Annotated in this window: 21 protein-coding genes; 3 read left to right on the top strand and 18 right to left on the bottom strand. The window is 59.8% G+C overall.

The window, feature by feature from the left end; all coding sequences use genetic code 11:
- From flgJ to flgB, 9 genes are all read right to left on the bottom strand, one after another.
- On the bottom strand, positions 1–855 hold the full coding sequence (gene flgJ / locus AC4BBN_RS07110; RefSeq protein WP_490591240.1) for a flagellar assembly peptidoglycan hydrolase FlgJ: 855 nt from the start codon (positions 853–855) through the stop codon (positions 1–3).
- A gap of 52 nt (positions 856–907) precedes the next feature.
- Positions 908–2,005 carry a flagellar basal body P-ring protein FlgI gene (locus AC4BBN_RS07105; protein WP_490591405.1) on the bottom strand — a complete coding sequence of 366 codons (1,098 nt, stop codon included), beginning with the start codon at positions 2,003–2,005 and terminating at the stop codon, positions 908–910.
- A gap of 114 nt (positions 2,006–2,119) precedes the next feature.
- Positions 2,120–2,803 (bottom strand): flagellar basal body L-ring protein FlgH, encoded by a 684-nt coding sequence (locus AC4BBN_RS07100; protein ID WP_490591239.1) that lies wholly within the window; start codon positions 2,801–2,803, stop codon positions 2,120–2,122.
- A gap of 21 nt (positions 2,804–2,824) precedes the next feature.
- Positions 2,825–3,607: a flagellar basal-body rod protein FlgG gene (gene flgG, locus AC4BBN_RS07095; RefSeq protein ID WP_490591238.1), complete on the bottom strand. Its 783-nt coding sequence runs from the start codon at positions 3,605–3,607 to the stop codon at positions 2,825–2,827.
- Positions 3,608–3,634: 27 nt separating this feature from the next.
- Positions 3,635–4,375 carry a flagellar basal-body rod protein FlgF gene (gene flgF, locus AC4BBN_RS07090; RefSeq protein WP_490591237.1) on the bottom strand — a complete coding sequence of 247 codons (741 nt, stop codon included), beginning with the start codon at positions 4,373–4,375 and terminating at the stop codon, positions 3,635–3,637.
- A gap of 29 nt (positions 4,376–4,404) precedes the next feature.
- Complete coding sequence (flgE, locus tag AC4BBN_RS07085; RefSeq protein WP_490591236.1) at positions 4,405–5,622, bottom strand: flagellar hook protein FlgE; 1,218 nt, start codon at positions 5,620–5,622, stop codon at positions 4,405–4,407.
- A 38-nt stretch (positions 5,623–5,660) separates the two neighbouring features.
- Positions 5,661–6,314, bottom strand: coding sequence for a flagellar hook assembly protein FlgD (locus tag AC4BBN_RS07080; RefSeq protein ID WP_490591235.1), 654 nt, complete (start codon positions 6,312–6,314; stop codon positions 5,661–5,663).
- 21 nt (positions 6,315–6,335) lie between these two features.
- A complete protein-coding gene (flgC, locus tag AC4BBN_RS07075) occupies positions 6,336–6,740 on the bottom strand; it encodes a flagellar basal body rod protein FlgC (protein ID WP_490591234.1) in 405 nt (134 codons plus the stop codon).
- Between the two features lie 27 nt (positions 6,741–6,767).
- The gene (gene flgB / locus AC4BBN_RS07070) at positions 6,768–7,181 is read right to left on the bottom strand and encodes a flagellar basal body rod protein FlgB (RefSeq protein WP_490591233.1); all 414 of its coding nucleotides are present in this window, start codon (positions 7,179–7,181) and stop codon (positions 6,768–6,770) included.
- A gap of 222 nt (positions 7,182–7,403) precedes the next feature.
- Between flgB and flgA the strand changes: the two genes are divergently transcribed.
- The 3 genes from flgA to AC4BBN_RS07055 all read left to right on the top strand — a co-directional run bounded on the left by flgA (position 7,404) and on the right by AC4BBN_RS07055 (position 8,997).
- The gene (gene flgA / locus AC4BBN_RS07065) at positions 7,404–8,141 is read left to right on the top strand and encodes a flagellar basal body P-ring formation chaperone FlgA (protein ID WP_490591232.1); all 738 of its coding nucleotides are present in this window, start codon (positions 7,404–7,406) and stop codon (positions 8,139–8,141) included.
- A gap of 108 nt (positions 8,142–8,249) precedes the next feature.
- A complete protein-coding gene (gene flgM / locus AC4BBN_RS07060; protein WP_490591231.1) occupies positions 8,250–8,576 on the top strand; it encodes a flagellar biosynthesis anti-sigma factor FlgM in 327 nt (108 codons plus the stop codon).
- 37 nt (positions 8,577–8,613) lie between these two features.
- Positions 8,614–8,997, top strand: a complete 384-nt coding sequence (locus tag AC4BBN_RS07055; RefSeq protein ID WP_490591230.1) for a hypothetical protein — start codon at positions 8,614–8,616, stop codon at positions 8,995–8,997.
- 73 nt (positions 8,998–9,070) lie between these two features.
- Here AC4BBN_RS07055 and AC4BBN_RS07050 read toward each other — a convergent pair whose 3' ends face one another.
- The 9 genes from AC4BBN_RS07050 to motA form a co-directional block, all read right to left on the bottom strand.
- Positions 9,071–9,787, bottom strand: a complete 717-nt coding sequence (locus tag AC4BBN_RS07050; RefSeq protein WP_490591229.1) for an RNA polymerase sigma factor FliA — start codon at positions 9,785–9,787, stop codon at positions 9,071–9,073.
- Positions 9,787–10,587 (bottom strand): P-loop NTPase family protein, encoded by an 801-nt coding sequence (locus tag AC4BBN_RS07045; protein WP_490591228.1) that lies wholly within the window; start codon positions 10,585–10,587, stop codon positions 9,787–9,789. Before AC4BBN_RS07045 ends, AC4BBN_RS07050 begins: the two co-directional genes overlap by 1 nt.
- Positions 10,580–12,025: a flagellar biosynthesis GTPase FlhF gene (flhF, locus tag AC4BBN_RS07040; protein WP_490591227.1), complete on the bottom strand. Its 1,446-nt coding sequence runs from the start codon at positions 12,023–12,025 to the stop codon at positions 10,580–10,582. Before flhF ends, AC4BBN_RS07045 begins: the two co-directional genes overlap by 8 nt.
- Positions 12,022–14,103 carry a flagellar biosynthesis protein FlhA gene (gene flhA, locus AC4BBN_RS07035; protein ID WP_490591226.1) on the bottom strand — a complete coding sequence of 694 codons (2,082 nt, stop codon included), beginning with the start codon at positions 14,101–14,103 and terminating at the stop codon, positions 12,022–12,024. Before flhA ends, flhF begins: the two co-directional genes overlap by 4 nt.
- A complete protein-coding gene (locus AC4BBN_RS07030) occupies positions 14,100–15,257 on the bottom strand; it encodes an EscU/YscU/HrcU family type III secretion system export apparatus switch protein (RefSeq protein ID WP_490591225.1) in 1,158 nt (385 codons plus the stop codon). Before AC4BBN_RS07030 ends, flhA begins: the two co-directional genes overlap by 4 nt.
- 102 nt (positions 15,258–15,359) lie before the next feature.
- Positions 15,360–15,992 (bottom strand): protein phosphatase CheZ, encoded by a 633-nt coding sequence (locus AC4BBN_RS07025; protein WP_490591224.1) that lies wholly within the window; start codon positions 15,990–15,992, stop codon positions 15,360–15,362.
- Complete coding sequence (gene cheY, locus AC4BBN_RS07020; protein ID WP_490591223.1) at positions 15,989–16,387, bottom strand: chemotaxis response regulator CheY; 399 nt, start codon at positions 16,385–16,387, stop codon at positions 15,989–15,991. The genes AC4BBN_RS07025 and cheY overlap by 4 nt, the downstream gene beginning before the upstream one ends.
- A gap of 60 nt (positions 16,388–16,447) precedes the next feature.
- The gene (gene motB / locus AC4BBN_RS07015) at positions 16,448–17,410 is read right to left on the bottom strand and encodes a flagellar motor protein MotB (protein WP_490591222.1); all 963 of its coding nucleotides are present in this window, start codon (positions 17,408–17,410) and stop codon (positions 16,448–16,450) included.
- 17 nt (positions 17,411–17,427) lie between these two features.
- Positions 17,428–18,288 (bottom strand): flagellar motor stator protein MotA, encoded by an 861-nt coding sequence (gene motA, locus AC4BBN_RS07010; RefSeq protein ID WP_490591221.1) that lies wholly within the window; start codon positions 18,286–18,288, stop codon positions 17,428–17,430.
- Between the last annotated feature and the right edge of the window lie 63 nt (positions 18,289–18,351).

Here is an 18,351-nt window from a genome sequence, read left to right as displayed (position 1 = left end):
TTATGCGTAGGCCCGGCGCAGCTGCTGCGTGGTGCTGATGGCCCGGTTCAGCTTGGCGGCATAGTCGGGATCGGTGGCATAGCCGGCACGCTTGAGTTCGGTGGCATAGGCCTGGGCTGAGCCGGTTTGCTGGCGAGCCTGGGCGTAGCGTGGGTTGTCGTTGATGAGCTTGGCGTAGTCGCGGAACGAATCTTGGTACGAGTCGTAGGCGCGGAACTTGGCCTTGACCTTGCGCACCTCGCCGTTCACGACCTCGGTGGTGGTGACGGTGGCGGTCTTTCCGGTCCAACCCGCGCCGGCCTTGATGCCGAACAGGTTGAATGAGGTGCTGCCGTCGGCGTTCTTGATTTCATGTTTGCCCCAGCCGGTTTCATGGCCGGCCTGGCCCAGCATGTAGCTGGCGGGGATGCCGGTAGCCTGCTCCACCACAGAGGCGGCAGTGTTGTGCTTTTCCACAAACTCGGTTTGGCTGATGGTGGCCGGCTTGGCAGGAGCGGGGCTGGGTGCGGGGCCCATCTTGAGTCCTGAGCTGTCGTCGGGCACGGTCTGGCGTGACAGCTGGCGTTCAATGGCCGCCGAGATGCCGCCGGGTTGGCCAGACATCATGACCGAAAACTGCTGGTCCAGCAGGTCGGTGCCAAGGCTTTCGCCGGCGCTGTCCATCATGCCGGACTTGGTGGTCGCCTCGCGCATGCTTTTGATCAGCTCGCGCATGAACAGGGATTCCAGCTGCTTGGCGGTTTCCTTAATGGCGGCCGGGCTGTCTTTGCCGGCCTGCAGTTTCAGCGCGTTCAGCGACTTTGCGTCTGCAGCGAGCGAGTTGGTTGCGACGGAAGATGTCTGCTGGATGGACATATCAACCTTTCATCGTCTTAAACGCGGCCAAGCCAGGGGGCTGCCATATGGGTCATATAACCTCCAGCTCGGCATTCAATGCGCCTGCGGCCTTGATGGCTTGCAGGATGGCCAGCAGGTCCTGCGGTGTTGCACCCAGGGCGTTCAGGGCGCGCACCACGTCCGCCAGCTGGGGAGAGGGCGGCACCTGGATCAAGATGCCGGGCTCCTGCTTGATCTGGATATTGCTCTTTTCTGTGACCACGGTCTGGCCTTGGGACAGCGGGTTGGGCTGGCTAACCGACGGCGTGGTGCTGATGCTGATGGACAGGTTGCCGTGGGCGATGGCGCAAGGGCCGAGCGTGACGGACTGGTTCAGCACGATAGAACCGGTGCGCGAATTGATGACCACCTTGGCGGCTGGTGCAGAGGCTTCCAGCGGCAGTTCTTCCAGGTCGGCCAGGAAGTTGACGCGGGAGTTCGGGTCGTTGGGGGCTCGCACTTTGATGGTGCGACCATCCAGTGCATTCGCCAGGCCACGGCCCAGTTTGTTGTTGATGGCTTCGGCGACCCGGCGCGCGGTCTGGAAGTCGGAGGAGTTCAGCCCCAGCGTGATGAAGTCACCGTCTTGCAAGGGTGTCGGAACGCTGCGTTCTACCTGCGCGCCTTCGGGGATGCGGCCCGCGCTGAGGTGGTTGATCTGCACCTTGCTGCCGCCAGCGGCTGCGCCAGCGCCGGCCACCACCATATTGCCCTGGGCCATAGCGTAGATTTCACCGTCTGCGCCGCGCAGTGGGGTGGCAATCAGCAAGCCACCCTTGAGCGACTTGGCATTGCCCATCGAGGCGACGTTGATGTCAATTTTCTGGCCTGGCTGGGCGAATGCGGGCAACTGGGCAGTGACGATGACCGCTGCCACGTTCTTCAGCTGCAGCGACGAAGCCTGGCTGGCGGGTAGCGTGATGCCCATTTGCTGCAGATAGCTGCCCAGACTCTGGGAGGTGTAGGGCATTTGGGTGGTTTGGTCGCCGGTGCCATCCAAGCCCACCACCAGGCCGTAGCCGGTCAACTGGTTGCTACGTACGCCTTGTATTTCGGCCAGTTCCTTGATGCGCAAAGCCTGGGCCGGCAGGGCTGCCAGCATGCCGACGGCCATGCACAGCACTGACATCCATGTCGAAACACGGCGTGCTGGCTGACGGCGGAGGAAATGCATGGCGAACAACCTGTTCTACAGAGTGGTTCGGCCGATTTGGCTAAACCTTTAGCACTATTTTCCGGCGCATCAGAAAGGCAGAACGTTCAAAAAGAACCGGGACAACCAGCCTAATGCCTGGGCTTCGCCCTGCGCACCACGGCCCTTGGATTCAATGCGCGTATTCGCAACGGCCGAAGAGCTGACGATGCTGCCAGGCTGGACGGCGCGGGGGTCCACCGTGCCTGTGAAGCGCAGCACGTCCACGTTTTCGTTGACGCCGATCTGCTTTTCACCCGCCACGACCAGGTGCCCGTTGGGCAGGACCTGGACCACGGTAGCGGTAATGGAGCCGGTAAAGGTGTTGGCGCTGCTGGTGCCGCCCTTGCCAGAGAACGCGTTGGATGAATTTGCGCCTACGCCCAGTTTGCCCAGCATGCCGGTGCCGGTGAAGGGTAGGGCCGTCACGCTCGATGCTAGGGCGTCTTTGCGGTCGATGGTCGAGGTGGAGGTTTGGCTGGCTGTGACGTTTTCGACGATCTGAATGGTCAAGGTGTCACCCACCATACGGGGGCGCCGGTCTTCGAATCCGGGCCGGTAGCGGTTGGAGGAAAACAGGCTGCCCGTGGCGGGGCCGTTCGACTCCTGCGACATGTCGGGAATGGCGCGAGGTGTGGTTGCTTCGGAGAAGTCGACCTTGGGCGAGTTGTGTATGGTTGCGCAGCCGGTGCAGAGTAGGCCGAGTGCGAAAGCGGCAGTCAAGTGGATACGCATGGTGAAACTCCTCGCGTAGTTCTAGAGCTGTGCCAGCTTTTGCAGCATCTGGTCGGAGGTTTGCACGGCTTTTGAGTTCATCTCATAGGCGCGCTGGGTCTGGATCATGGTGACCAGTTCTTGCACCATGTTCACGTTCGAGCTTTCGACGAAGCCTTGCTTGATCACGCCCATGCCGCTGACGCCGGGGGTGCCGGTGGTGGGTTGGCCCGAGGCGGCGGTTTCGACGTACAGATTGCCGCCCTTGGGCTCCAGGCCGGCCGGGTTGATGAAGTTGGCCATGGTGATATTGCCCGCTGGCTGGGGCGTTGCATTGCCTGCCAGCATGACGGAGACGGAGCCGTCGGTGCTGATGGTGACGCTTTGGGCGTTCACCGGAATGGTGACGCCGCTGGCTACGGTCAGGCCTTCGGCTGTGACCAGGCGACCTTGCGAATCCACTTGGAAGGAGCCATCGCGGGTATAGCCTATGGTGCCATCCGATTGGTTGACCTGGAAGAAGCCGTTGCCGTTGATCGCGACGTCCAGGGTGTTGCCGGTTTGTTGCAGGCTGCCCTGAGCGAACGAGCGGGTAGTGGACACCGTGCGCACACCCAGGCCTAGGTGCAGGCCCGTGGGAAGCTGGTTTTGTTCCGTGCTGTTGGCGCCGACCTGGCGTAGGTTCTGGTAAATCAGATCCTCAAAAACCGCGTTGGCACGTTTGTAGCCCGTGGTCGAGGAGTTGGCCAGATTGTGCGAGATGACGTCCAGCTGGGTTTGCTGGGCTTCCATGCCGGTCTTGGCGATCCACAGGGAGTTGATCATGGCAGTTCTTTCTCTTTAGCGGGCGTTTCAGCCCTGTACGTTCAGCAGCTGGCTGGCGCTTTTGTCGTTGGTCTCGGCGGTTTGCAGCAGGCGCATCTGGGTTTCGAACTGGCGTGCCACTTGGATCATGCCGACCATGGTTTCCACGGCATTGACGTTGGAGCCTTCTATGGCGCCGGCCAGCAGCTTGGCCGTGCCATCCTGGGGCAGGGGGTCGCCGGAAGTGGCGCGAAACAGGCCGTCGTCGCCTCGTTTGAGCGGATCGTCGGTGGTTGGGGTCACCATCTTCAGGCGACCCAAGTTGGTGGGGGCTTGACCGGCCACCTTGGCACTGATGTTGCCGTCGCTGCCCAGGGTAATTTCTGCCCCATTGGGTACGTCGATAGGGCCGCCGCCGTCGGACAACACGGGCAGGCCGGTTGGCGTGACCAGGGTACTGGTGGGGGATATTTCAAACACGCCGGAACGGGTGTAGGCCTCGGTGCCGTCCAGGCCTTGTACGGCGAACCAGGCATTGCCCTGGGCCATGGCATCCAGATTGCGGCCGGTGCGCTGTACCGGGCCAGGTAGCTCCGAGTGGCCGGTGGTGGTTTCCAGTGCAAAGACGCGGGTGCTGGAGCCGGGGCCGTTCAAGGGTACCGAGCGGAATGCTGCCAGCTCTGCCCGAAAGCCGTTGGTGGACACGTTGGCCAGGTTGTTGGCCAGCACCGCTTGTCGGTTCGACGCGGTGTTGGCACCTGTCATCGCGGTGTAAATGATGTGGTCCATGGCGGGGCGTCCTCAGGCTGGCCAGCTTATTAGCGCAGGTTCACCAAGGTGGACATCACCTGGTCCTGGGTCTTGATGGTTTGTGCATTGGCCTGGTAGGCGCGCTGGGCGGTCATCATGTTGACCAGTTCCTTGGTCAGGTCCACGTTGGAGTCTTCCAGGGCGCCGGCACGCAGAGAGCCCAGGTTGCCGCTGCCGGGTACACCTTTGGCCGATGGGTCACCGCTGGACGGTGTGGCACGCCAGAAATTGCTGCCAATCGGTGCCAGGCCCTGCACATTCGTAAAGGTGGCCAGCTGGATTTGTCCAGCAGCCAGTGCCTTGCCATTGGAGTAGGTGCCCTGAACGATACCGCTCGTGTCGATGGTGATGGCGGTCAGCGTGCCGGGAGCCTGGCCGTTCTGGGTGGCAGTATTCACGGCGAATTTTGAGCCGTATTGGGTGGACCCATTGACATCCAGTGTGGCCGTCACCGTGCCGCCGGTGGCCGTTGGCAGCGTGAGGCTGGTCAGACTGGGTGAGATCGGGTTGCCGTTAACGTCATAGGTCAAGGTACCTTGTTTGGTCACTGTGCCACCGTTTACGCTGGCGTAGACGTCCCAGGTGTTGGCTGCGGTTTTGGTGAAATACATGCTCACCGGTATTTCCGCACCTTGGGCGTTGTAGGTGGTGATGGACGTGCCATAGGTTTGCAGCACTGGCACCAGCGCGGCGGGCGGTGGGCCACCGGTGGCCACGGCGGCGGATGCATCCAGGTTGAAGCCCAGTGTGATCGCCGATGTGGCGACTGCTGGGATTTCGCCGCCGGTGGGCAGTGTCAATGGGCCTATGGCGCCGCCGGTCGGAATGGTGCCGTCGGCGGCTGCGGTGAGTCCCAGAAGGTGGGCGCCATCATTGGTGATGATCTCACCGGATTTATTCAGCTTGAATGCGCCGTCCCGGCCATATGCCGTGCTGCCGTCGGTCAGTTGCAGCTGGAAGAAGCCGTTGCCGTTGATGGCTACGTCCAGCGAGTTGCCGGTGACGCTGATGTTGCCCTGGGTGAATTGCTGTGAGATGGTCTGCACTTCGACTCCGAGGCCCTTGCTCACACCGCCGGTACTACCCAAGGAAGAGGCGTACAGCTCCGCAAATTCGGCGCGCGAGGCTTTCATGCCGGTGGTGTTGGCGTTGGCGATGTTGTGGCCAATCACGTCCAGGTTTTGGCTGGAGGCGTTCAAGCCGGAAAGGCCTTGTTGAAAGCTCATGGAGTGCTCCTGAAAGTACGGTGAGAGAGGGGCTGGATTTACAGAATGGCTTTGACGTTGGCGTATGCCACCGACGATCCGTTCTGCAGCTGCAGATTCAGAACGTTGTTGTCGTTGCTGACGGCCACCACCTTGTTGCGTTGCAGTGAGGTTGTGGTCACGGCGGTTCCGCCATTGGTGGCCGTGACCTTGAAGCTCAGGTCGCCGGAGCCTGTGTAGGCCGAGGCATCCCATGTGAAGGCTTGGCGACCCTTTTCTTGGGCGCCCAGGTTGACGGTTCCCAGCACGGTTCCGCCGGCGGTGCTGACTTGCACCTTCACCGCATCGGCGTTAGCGCTCAGATCGAACGAGCCTTTGCCAACGCCATCTACGATATCCAGTGTGGAGCCTTCGGTGAGTACGTCATGGCCGATGGTGGCGCTGCCCTGTAGGGATTGCAGCGCCGCGATTTGCGTAGCCATGCTTTTCATGGTGTCGTTCAGCGTCTGTATGCCCGACACGGTGTTGATCTGCGCCAGTTGACTGGTCATCTGCGCGTTGTCCATGGGGTTCATGGGATCCTGGTTGTTCAGCTGGGCGACCAGAAGTTTCAGGAACCGGTCTTCGGAAGCAGCTGCCGTCGTGCTGTTGCTGCTGGACGTGGATGTTCCTGCGATGGAGCTGCTGACGGAGTTGATGGCGGAGTAATCCATGGCAGGGCTTCCTGAAAAAAATTATTGACCCATCTGCAGTGTTTTGAGCAGCAGGGTTTTGGCCGTGTTCATGACTTCGACGTTGTTCTGGTACGAGCGTGAAGCGGAAATCATGTTCACCATTTCGTCCACAGCGTTCACGTTGGAGTGGGTGACATAGCCGTCTGCGTCGGCCAAGGGGCTGGTCGGGTCCAGCACCTTGCGACCGGGTTGTTGGCTTTCCGTAATCTCTTTTACCTTGACGCCCGCAGCGCTTTCGGCGCCCATCAGCGTGGTTTGGAACACCACCTGGCGCGCTTTGTACGGCTGCTGGTCTGGCCCGGCCACTGCGTCCACGTTGGCCAGATTACTGGCCACCACGTTAAGGCGCTGTGACTGTGCGCTGATGGCGCTGCCAGAGACATTGAATATGGAAAACATGGACATGCGTCACTCCTTGAGGGCGGCCTGGGCTTATTGCCCCGTGATGGCGCTGAGCATGGTTTTGGCCTGCCCGTTGATGAAGCGCAGCGTGGCTTCGTAACGAACCGAGTTGTCTACAAAGTTGGCCCGTTCGCGGTCCAGATCTACTGTGTTGTTGTCAAGGTTAGGTTGACTTTGCACGCTGTAGCCAAGTTTCTGACCTCCACCAATGGTGCTGTCGCTCAACTCCGGCATGCTCATGTGCCTGGCGTCGGTTTTGCTGCCCGCAACCAAACCGGGGCTGGATGTGGCTGCTTCCATGGCGTCTTTGAACTTGAAGTCGCGCGCCACATAGCCGGGTGTGTCTACGTTGGCGATATTGCTGGCGATGGCGCGCTGGCGCTCAGCGCGCAGCACCAATGCCTTGCTCTGGAAATCAAGCCCACCCACCATTTTGTCCAACATGCGACACCTCGCGTTTTCGCTAGTTCGAGACATCCGGTGCCATCCCGGCTCTCGCGTTGGGCAAATTATTAAAAAACTTGAGCTTTTTGAGCCCTGGAAGAAGCGGGTGATTTCTGCCCAGTTCCCGGCTTTGTCTAGGAGTGTGTTTGCCTATAGTTCCGCAAGTTGCGGACCGAATCAGCGTGGTTTTCCGCGTGAGACCAGTCGGGGCATGGAGGTGTTATGCAGTTTCTTTCTTCCCTCAGGGGCGTGCGCCGTGGCGCCGGCGTCGCTTTGGTGGCCTTGTTGTTGTCCACAGGGGCCGAAGCCCAGGTGGAGTCAGAAGCGCTGACCCTGGGGCAGCGCTGGGTGGAGTCGGCCGTCGCCCAAGTGCCAAGCGATGTGCCCGGGGGCGGTGCGCCGTTACGCATGGAAGTGGTGGTGGGCGCGCTGGACACACGCTTGCGTTTGGCGCCGTGCGCCAAGGTTGAGCCTTACATTCCTGCTGGTACCCGCTTGTGGGGGAAAAGCCGCATAGGTCTGCGCTGCGTGGACGGCGCGGCACGCTGGAATGTCTTTTTGCCTGTAACGGTGAAGGCTTTCGGCCCGGCCTGGATAGCTAAATCGAATGTCAATGCAGGCGCCGTGCTGACGATGGCAGACGCCATGGCCGCGGAAGTGGACTGGGCGGATGATGTTTCGCCGGTTGTAGCCCTGCCGGAGCAGTGGGTGGGGCAGATCGCAACGCGCTCCTGGGGTGCCGGGCAGGCAATACGCCAATCTATGCTGAGGCCAGCCCAGGTGTTCCAGGCTGGGACGCAGATCCGGGTTGTGGCCCAGGGCACGGGTTTTCAGGTAACTTCGGATGGCCAGGCCATGACGGCAGGTGTGGTGGGCCAGGTCGCACGGGTGCGCATGGATAGCGGGCGTGTCATGTCTGGAATGGTGCTGGATGCCCGTACCGTCCGGATTGAAATGTAACAAGATCAGCTTTTTTACGCCAACGACTGTTTTTAGGGCTAAAGATTATGCGGATTCTGCCGAAACCATTGCTACGATGCTTCACGTTTGAGGCGGTTGGAGAGTGTGATGAAAATTGGAACAGGACAAGAGCTACCGGGAGCGGTTGGTTCTGCCAGCCTCAAAAAGGCCGAGCAGGACAAAAGCGCTGCGCCCGCCAGCATTGCGCAGCAGAGCGCCCAGACGGCGCCCTCGACAGGCGCCTCCGTGTCCGTTTCCACCTTGGCTCGCACCCTGGAAACAGCCGACCGGGGCGTCAGCTCCGACTTCGACAGCAAGAAGGTGGCCGAGCTGCGAGCTGCCATCAAGGACGGTACCTTCAAGGTCAATCCGGAGGCAATTGCCGGCAAATTGCTTTCCAACGCCCAGGAAATGCTGAGCGTCACCTCCAAGTAAGCGCATATTTGCTGTCTTCTCACCTGGGGCAATAGCCATGTTTGCATCCCGTTTGGAAAACAGTTTGTCCCAGGTTGAGCAGTTGCTGGGAGATGTTTCTGCCGCACTGCTGTCTGGCGAACCCCTGGTTTTGGAGTCCACCAGCTCTGCCTTGAGACAGGCTGTGGCGGGGTTGTCTGGTTTGTTGCAAGGTCCTGCGGCTTCAGCCCGACTAGACCAGGCGCTGCGCCAACGGCTGGAGCGGGTCTCGCTTACGCTGTCCCAGCAGCGCTCTAATTTATTGCGACGGGCTGTCGTGGTGGACCGGGCTCTGGCTGCGGTGTTGCCCCAGGCTGCACAAGCGCAGACCTACGGCAACGGCGCAAAGACATCGACTTATCGAGGCGGTGCGGCCCGCATATACGCGGCCATGGCGACCTGAGTGCTTCTTGACCCCGACAAAAAAGCCGCCCTGATGGAGCGGCTTTTTTCATGGAACCCACAGATAGCAAGCTCTAATGGCTGCGCATTTTGGCCCGCAGTCGGGCAATTGACTGGCTGTGCAGCTGGCAAACGCGAGACTCCGTGATCTCCAGCACCGCAGCGATTTCCTTCAAATTCAGATCGCTTTCGTAATACATGCTCATGATGTATTGCTCGCGTTCTGGCAGTGTCTTGATGGCTTCTACCAGCGATTCGCGCAGTCGGTGATCACGCAACAAGTGCAAGGGGTCTGCCGTCTCATCTGCCACGTGGCGGTCTAGGAAGCCGGCTTCGTCGTCCCCCCCGCCCGTCATATCTTCCAGGTAGATCAGTTGGGTGCCCCGCACCTTGCCCAGCAGGCTCTGGTATTCGGGTAGCGAGAGTTCTAGCTCGGCCGCAATTTCGGATTCCATGGGTCCACGCCCCAGCTTTTGCTCCAGCTTTTGAACTGCCCGTTCAATGTCTTTTTGACTTTTGCGAGAGCCGCGGGACATCCAGTCGCTATCGCGGAGTTCATCAATCATGGCGCCGCGTATACGCTGCGTGGCAAAGGTCTCAAACTGCACGCCCTGGGCGACTTCGTAGCGTGTCAATGCCTCCGACAAGCCGATCATGCCAACCTGTATCAGGTCGTCGAGTTCGATATTCGGTGGCAGCTTGGCAATCATGTGGTGCGCCAGCCGCCGAACCAGGGGCACGTACTGGCGAATCATGTGTTCGCGGTCCATGTGACCTTTGGCCGTATACATCAGCGGGCCCCCATGACGGAGATGCCTGAAACCCATGTTTTGTGGTGCGTTGCCGTGGACGTACCTTGTACGACCGGGGCGGCATTGGCCATGAGGCGCAGCACGAGGCTGCGGGCATCGTCCCACACGGGTTTGTGCTGCTGGAAGGAGCGCACCGTCATGAACTCGGTATTGCAGCCCAGGTATATCCGAGCGCATTTTTGCAGCACCCGGCCCGTGGTTCTTGCCAGGTTTTCTGCGCGTTGTATGGGAGAGGTTATGACCGGCACAATAATGGGTAACAGCCGCGCTTGCAGCAACAGATTCTTGATATTTTTATAGGCTTCCAGCACTGATTCTCGCAGTGATGTGACCGCCAAAAGGGGGCGCACCTCGCTATTTATCAGTAGCGAGGTCAACAAGGGAGCACTCCCGTAGAGTACGACGACGTCGCAGTTGCGAAACAAGTGGCCCAATGGCTGCAAAGGCATGGGGTGGTCCTGGCTGGCAAGCTGTGCCAGGCGACTCAACCCTCGCCGGGCTGGCACGATGTGCAGCGGCATCACGGGAGCCGGTGCGTCCTCTAGCCAGTGTGCGCTATCCAGTAGGTTCTGTAAACCGGGGTTGTCGTCCGACTCCTGGGTCGTGGCGTCCAGCACGGTCACGCGGTATTGCAACTCTTGTAAAGCGCCACAAACTTGCCACAGAAGTGGCAGTTCGGTGGACACATCTCCCTGGCTGACCATGGCGATCACGCTCCAAGCGGCTTTGGGTATCCATCGCCGTAAGCTTTCGCCTTGGTCGGCGCAGGATTCAAGCATGTACCCGTTCCTTGCGGTCAGGTTCGGGCTGGCCGGGCGAGAAGAAGAAGTTCAGGTCCAGCGCCTTGGGGTCGAATGCCGATTTGCTTGACGAGCGCATGGATGCGCGCACCAGCTTTTTGGCGTCGGCGGCTTCCCAGTCTTCTGGCACGCGTTGGCCGTTGCACACACCGCGCAGCACCAACTGGTGGCGGATGATGGCGTCCAGCGCAGGGCCCAATTTGGCGGCTTCGTCTACCTTGGACAGAATGGCTTGCTGTATTCCACGGGTCTTGAAGGAGGTGAGCACCTCGTCCAGCGTGTCTCCATGGCCGCCGGCGTTCACCACCAGCAGGCGGTTCACGCCTGGCAGATCCAGTACGTCCAGCATGTCACGCTTGCGTGGGTCTCTGGGGGCCAACCCCGTGGTATCGATAAGCACCATTTTCTTGTTGCTCAGCAAACCAAGCAGATCCTGCAAGGCGGCGCGGTCATGGGCCAGGTGGGCTACTACGCCCAGCATGCGCCCGTAAGCCCGCAATTGCTCATGGGCGGCGATCCGGTAGGTGTCGAGGGTGATCAGCCCAACGCTATTGGTGCCGTACATGCGCACGCATTGCGCTGCGAGCTTGGCTGCGGTGGTGGTTTTGCCCACACCTGTGGCGCCCACCAGTGCATAGACGCCACCTTCCTGCACCATGGACTGGGCACCTGCGTCGGTGTGCAAATTGCGCTCCAGTACATCCATCAACCAGCGAACGGCCTCTGCTGCGGTGGCTTCTTCGGGCAGGCGCTCAATAACGGCCCGCGCCAAGGTGGGGGAGTAGCCCGCCCGGATGAGCTTGAGCATCAGGTTCGACTGGATCGGATCGCTGTTGGCCTTGCCTAACCAGGCCATGGTGTTGAAGCGCTCTTCAATAAGGTCTTTCATGGACTGCAGCTCGTCCACGATACCTTTGGAGTTAATGACGGCGGATGCCTGGCTTGCTTTGGGTTTGCTAAATCCAGGTGTCGCCAGGGGGAGCGCATGGTTGGCCCGGGGAGGTGGTGCCGCAGGCTTGGGCTTCTCAGTGGGGGTGCGATGGGCTGACTTGGGAGGCAGGCCTTCGTCGTTGGGGCCGCTGACGGTTTCATGGCGGCGGCGCAGCATGCGCTCGCGCACATAGTCTTGGAACGACAGCGTGCTCATCGCCAGCTGTTCTGTGTCTTCCTGCACCGGGATTTGCGCCATGGCCTGCGTTGCGGCGGAGTTGGCTGCGGCCGGCATATTTTGGGCGGGCCGGCCTAAAGACTCTGCCACCTTGTCCAGTGCAGACAAGGCGTCCTCGGCGGTTGCCACCACTTCCACGCCGGTGGGCGTAGGGCGGTTTGACAGTATGAGTGTGCCTTCCCCAAAGACTGCACGGGCCTTGGCCAATGCTTCGCGAGATGTTGCAGCGTGAAAGCGTTGGATGTTCATGTCAGTGCACCTTTAAGAATCGGGCCAATGCGGATGGTGTGTGTTTCGGGGATTTCGCTGTGTGCCAGCACCTGCAAGCGGGGTGCAACGCGGCGCACCAGTCGGGAGATAGCATTGCGGATCTGGTCAGGTACCAGCAGGCAGGCGGGAACGCCCAGCTCTTCCTGCTGCATCGCGACATCGGCCACGTTGCGGGTCAGCAAGTCGGCAACGCCTGGATCCAGCGCCGGCCCGGCTGCGTTGCCCAGGGCCTGCACCAGCATGCGCTCCAGGCCTGGTTCGATGGCGATGACATTGAGCTCGCGGGTGGGGCCGTAGATCTGTTGCACGATGGCCGGCGACAACGCAATGCGTACGCGGCGGGCCAGGTCGGCTGGGTCTTGCGTATTGCCGGCGTGTTCGGCCAGGCATTCGACAATGGTGCGTATATCGCGGATGTGCACAGACTCTTCCAGCAGCAGCTGCAAGACTTTCTGGAACGTGGCGATAGACACCATTTTGGGAACCACCTCTTCGATCAATTTGGGAGCCAGTTTGCTGACATGTTCGACCAGCTGCTGCGTCTCTGTGCGGCTGAGCAACCGTGCCGCCTGCACTTGCATCAAGTGTGACAAATGTGTGGCCATCACGGTTTCCGAATCAACCACGGTAAAACCTGCCATTTGTGCGGCTTCCTTTTGCCGTTCATCGATCCAGTGGGCGGGCAAGCCGAAGGCCGGATCGGTGGTAGCTGTGCCAATCAGCGGCGTGGTGATGCCGCCTGGGTTGATCGCCAGGTGCATGCCGGGGAAGGCTTCGCCTTCTCCTACCACCACACCGCGCAGGGTGATGCGGTACGCGCTGGGCTTGAGCTCCAGGTTGTCGCGGACGTGCACGGGCGGTGGCAAGAAGCCCACCTCCTGGGCAAATTTGCGCCTGACCCCCTTGATGCGGGTCAGCAGGTCGCCGGGGCGGGTTTTATCTACCAGGGTGATGAGTCGATAGCCCAGCTCCAGGCCCAGCAGATCTACCGGCTGCAGGTCGTCCCAGGTGGCTTCGCCGTCGGTGGGCGGCGGACCGACGATTAAGGTCGAGTCCTGCGGAACGGGTCTATGGGCAATGGCCCAGGCCATATAGCCCAGCACGGCGGCTGTCGACAAGAACACGACATGCGGCATATTGGGAATAACGCCTATGAAACCCAAAATGCTAGCGGTGATGCCCAGCACCTTGGGTGATTCGAACAACTGGCCAATGATTTGCTTGCCAATGTCATCGTCCTTGCCGACCCGCGACACCACCATGGCTGCGGCGATGGAGATCAGTAGGCCAGGGATTTGCGCCACTAGCGCATCGCCAACTGCCAGCAAGATGTACGTGTCGGCAGCCTTGGAGGCCGTCAGACCATGCTGCAGCACGCCGATGGTGAAGCCGCCTACGATGTTGATCAGCAAGATCAAAATGCCAGCGATGGCGTCGCCGCGCACAAACTTGGAGGCACCGTCCATGGAGCCGAAGAAATCGGCTTCTTCTCCTACTTCTGCGCGACGGCGCTTAGCTTCCTTCTCGTTGATCAAGCCTGCGTTGAGGTCCGCGTCAACGGCCATTTGTTTGCCGGGCATGGCGTCCAGGGTGAACCGTGCGGACACTTCCGCAATACGCTCGGAGCCCTTGGTCACCACGACAAAGTTGATCACCACCAAGATGGCGAAAACGATCAAACCCACCGCAAAGTTGCCACCGATCAGAAAGTGCCCAAAGGCCTCGATTACCGCGCCGGCTGCGCCTGCGCCGGTATGGCCCTCGAGCAGCACTACACGCGTAGATGCCACGTTAAGCGACAGCCGCATCAATGTGGTGAGCAGCAGTACCGAGGGGAATGCAGCAAAGTCCAATGGCCGGGTCATGTAAGCCGCAACCATCATCACCATCAGTGCCACGGCAATATTGATGGTGAAGAAGGTGTCCAGCAGCCATGCTGGCATGGGCAGCACCATCATGGCAAGAATGGTCACCACCATGATGGGGGCCGAAACCCCTTGCACCAGGGATTTGTTGGTGTTGAACCATTTCTGCAATGACTGGAGTTGCGGGTTCACGTGGTCGCCTCAGCCAAAATGGTCTTGCTCAGCGGGTCCAGATCTGCTGGGACATGGGGCTGGGTGAAGCTGTCCGGCATTTGCCCTTCGCCTCGCATGGCGGCCTTAACCCGGTATACGTATGCCAGGACCTGTGCCACCGCGGTGTACAGGGCGGATGGGATTTCGCCGTCTATCTCTGCGTGTGCGTACAGGGCCCGTGCCAGCATGGGCGATTGCAGCACCGGAATGGAGTGGCTATTGGCTACGTCCCGTATCTTCATGGCCACCAGGTCTGCGCCTTTGGCGATGACCTGCGGTGCTGCCATGGTCTTTTCGTCGTATTTCAGGGCGACAGCAAAGTGGGTCGGGTTCATCACGACGAAATCAGCCTTGGGGACCGCGCTGACGCTGCTGCGCTGGGCGATCTCACGGGCGCGGGCGCGCATTTTGCCTTTCATCTGCGGGTTGCCGTCAGATTGTTTGTGTTCCTCCTTGACTTCCTGGTGCGACATCTTCAGCCGGGACTTCATCAGAAAGGTCTGCAGCGGCACGTCGATCACAGCCACAGCAAAAACGACCAACAACAGCATGCTCATGCCAGAGCTAATCCAGCTGGCCAGTTGCTGGATGGACAGCCTGCTGGGTTGCAGCATCAGCTGTCCCACGGATTCCAGGCTGTCTTTCAGGTACGTCCAGCTCACCGCAATCAGAATCGCGGTAATGACCAGCAGCTTCAGGATGTCCGTGACCTGCTCTTTGGAGAACAGGCGCCCCAGGCCGGAGATCGGATTGAGCCGGTTGAAGTCAGGCATCAGGGGTTTCAGGCTGATGATCCATCCACCCGAGGCGATGGCGCTGCCTATGGCGGCAGCCATGACGATGGCGGCAAATGCGGCGCTGGCGGCCATGCCTATCATGACCATGTCCTGCAGGCGGTCTACCATGCTGCCATTGTTGGCCAGGGTGCTGGCGTTGAACGACAGCTGTTGGGCTATGGCGAGCTGCAAATGCTCCAGCAGCGAGGGGGCGAGTACCAGAACCGCGACTGAACCCGTACCCAGCACGGCCAGGTGCGACAAATCCTTGGAGCGGGATGCCTGTCCGTCCTTGCGCGCTTGCTGTAGCTTGCGTTCGGTCGCGGGTAGGTTTTTGTCTTGACTGGATGAGTCCATGGCAATGGGGTTTTACGAAACCCGATTGTCGGCATCCGGTTTCCCACCTAAAGCCTGATAAGCAGGCTTTAGGTGGCTTAATTGCACGGAGGCGGCTGGGCTTTAGAAGCCCAGGCTGGCCAGCAGGTCATCGACCTGGGACTGGTCCGTCACCACGTCGGTGCGTGATTCGGGATCCACCACTGGTCCTTGCAGCTTTTCCGGTGCTTTGGGTGTGATGAACTGCGCCGCGTGGCTGGGTGCCGTTTGGATCAGTAATTCGATCAACTGCTTTTCAATCACTGCGGTCAAATTCACAACCCGGGCGATCACTTGACCAGTCAGGTCATGAAAGTCTTGGGCCATCATGATTTCGGTCAGATGGCCGTCGATTTCTTTGCTCGCTTTGTCTACGTCGGCTACAAAGTTGTAGACGGCGCCTGTGGCTACTGCGGCAACCGGGTCTTTCACAATCAGTGCGCCCATGCGGCTGGTTTCGGCCGCAATGAAGTCGTGCTGAATTTTGGCCAGATCGACCCGGCTGAGCACCTTTTCCGCAGCTTCACCCGTCAAGCGGGCGATATAAGTGAGGCGGCTTTGGGCGTCGGGCAGTTCCTCGACGCTGTCTTTCAGCTTGTCGGTGTAGCCGAGCTCATTCAATGAGTCGTGCAGCTGACGTGTAAGTAGACCGATTTTTTGGTGCACCTCGGGCTGCATGGCTCCGCCGCCTGCGGGTGGGGCGTCGTGGGCTGTCATGCTGGGATCAATCCATTCTTCTTGAGGATGTGCGTGAGCTTTTCCTCCAGGGTGGCCTTGGTGAACGGTTTCACGATATAGCCTGCCGCGCCACCTTGGGCTGCGGCCACGATATCTTCCTTGCGTGCTTCGGCGGTCACCATCAGAACGGGAAGGTGCTTGAGCTTTTCGTCGCCTTTGATGGACGCGAGGAGCTCAAAGCCATTCATGTTGGGCATGTTGATATCGCTCACCACGAAATCGAAGTGGATGCCGCTGCGCAGTTTTTGCAGGGCGGCGAGGCCGTCTTCAGCTTCTTCAGCGTCAGAGTAGCCGCTCTCTTTCAGCAGGTTTCGCACGATGCGGCGCATGGTGGAGAAGTCATCAACAATAAGAAAACGCAGGTCAGTTGCCACGGGTGACCCTTTCTAGGTGGGGTTTTAAAAAAAGTCGCATGGTTGCAATTCTCGGCATTTTCATGGTTTCTGCACGCCTTGCGATGGCTCTGGAGTGGATGTCATGTCTGTAACCTTCGGCGTTGCACTTGTTACGTCTGTGTCTATTGTCGCATTGCCCATCAGTCTTGCCTCGGCTTCGCGAGTCATGATCGTAATACTGATTCTGCGATTAATGGGGGCTAATGGGTTTTTTGTATCGATAAGGCTGCTGGCGGCCAGGCCCACGACGCGGGCCATTTTTTCGTCTGGCATGCCGGCCGCCACAAGTTCGCGCCGGGATGCATTTGCGCGGTCGGCGGAGAGTTCCCAATTGCTGTAGCCCCGTTCACCGTTGCCATAGGGTGTGCTATCGGTATGGCCGGCCAGGCTGATGCGGTTTTCTACCCCGTTCAGTGCAGAGCCGATCTCTCGCAATATTTCTCGCATATACGGCTTGACCAGGGCGCTGCCGCTGTCGAACATGGGGCGATTCTGTTCGTCCACGATCTGGATCTGCAGGCCATCAGGTGTGGTTTCCATGCGGATTTGAGAGCGGTACTCGGACAGCTTTGGGTTGTTGGTAATTAGTGCATCAATCTTGGCGCGGAGTGTGGAGATGCGCTTGGCGTCCTGTTTGGCGACTTCGGCCTTTGCGGCTGTTTCGTCCATCTTCTTCTTGGTGGGGTCGTCGCCCGAGCCGCGTGCCGCTTGTCCCACCGACTTGGTCAAATCGGTGCCCCCGCCGGACAAAATGCTATTGCTGGCGCCAGCTCCGCTGCCGCCTTGCATGGCGACTTTGAGCGGCGAAGTGAAATAATCAGACAGCCCTTTTTTGTCGCCTTCCGTGGTGGAGCCTAGCAGCCACATCAACAAGAAGAATGCCATCATGGCGGTCACAAAGTCGGCGTAAGCAATCTTCCAGGCGCCACCGTGCACGGCGTGGCCGCCCTTTTTGATCTTCTTGACGATGATCGGTTGAAGCTTTTTGCCTTCAGTCGCCATGCCGATATTTGCTCAGGTTATTTCTTGCCGCGCACATGGCTTTCCAGCTCGGCGAAAGTGGGTCTGTCGGGGGAGAACAGCACTTTGCGGCCAAACTCGATGGCTGTCGCAGGGTTGTAGCCCTGCATGCTGGCCAGCAGCGTGGTTTTCATGCACTGCAGCTCTTTGGCGCTGTCTTCGGTTTTTTGTTCGAGCAGGCCGCCCAGTGGCTCTACCACCCCGTAAGCCAGCAGAATACCCAGAAAGGTACCTACCAGGGCGGACGCGATCATCCCACCCAGCACGGCCGGCGGCTGGCCCACCGAGCCCATGGTGTTCACCACCCCCAGCACGGCGGCCACAATCCCGAAGGCCGGCAATGCACCCGCCAGGCGCGCAATGGCGGCGATGGGGGCGTGGGCTTCGGCATGGTGGGTGTCGATTTCACTGTCCATCAGCGATTCGATTTCATGGGCATTCAGATTGCCTGAGACCATCATGCGCAAATAGTCCGTCATGAACTCCACCACATGGTGGTCGCTGCCGACGGTCGGGTATTTTTTGAAAAGCTCGGATTCGTGGGGGGATTCCACGTCGCCTTCAATGGCCATCAGCCCTTCCTTGCGCGCCTTTTGCAGGATGTCATAGAGCAGCGACAACAGCTCCATATAGCGGGTCTTGGTGTATTTCGACCCTTTGAGTGCCTGTGGCAGCAAGGCCATGGTGGCCTTGAGCACTTTGGGCTGGTTGTTGACTGCGAATGCGCCCAGTGCGCCGCCAAAAATGGTGATCAACTCAAACGGCAGGGCGTGCAAGATCACGCTGATATTGCCACCGTGAAAGACGTACACGCCGAAGATACAACCCATGGAGACGGCGTAGCCGATGAGGACAATCATGTTTGGATGTTGGCAAGCGTTGTGGCGATAGGCTGGGCCGGTAGTGCCGGGACCAGCGGTTTG

Source organism: Rhodoferax sp. SPJ21 (genome assembly GCF_058216335.1).
This window is presented reverse-complemented; position numbering and strand designations above follow the sequence as displayed.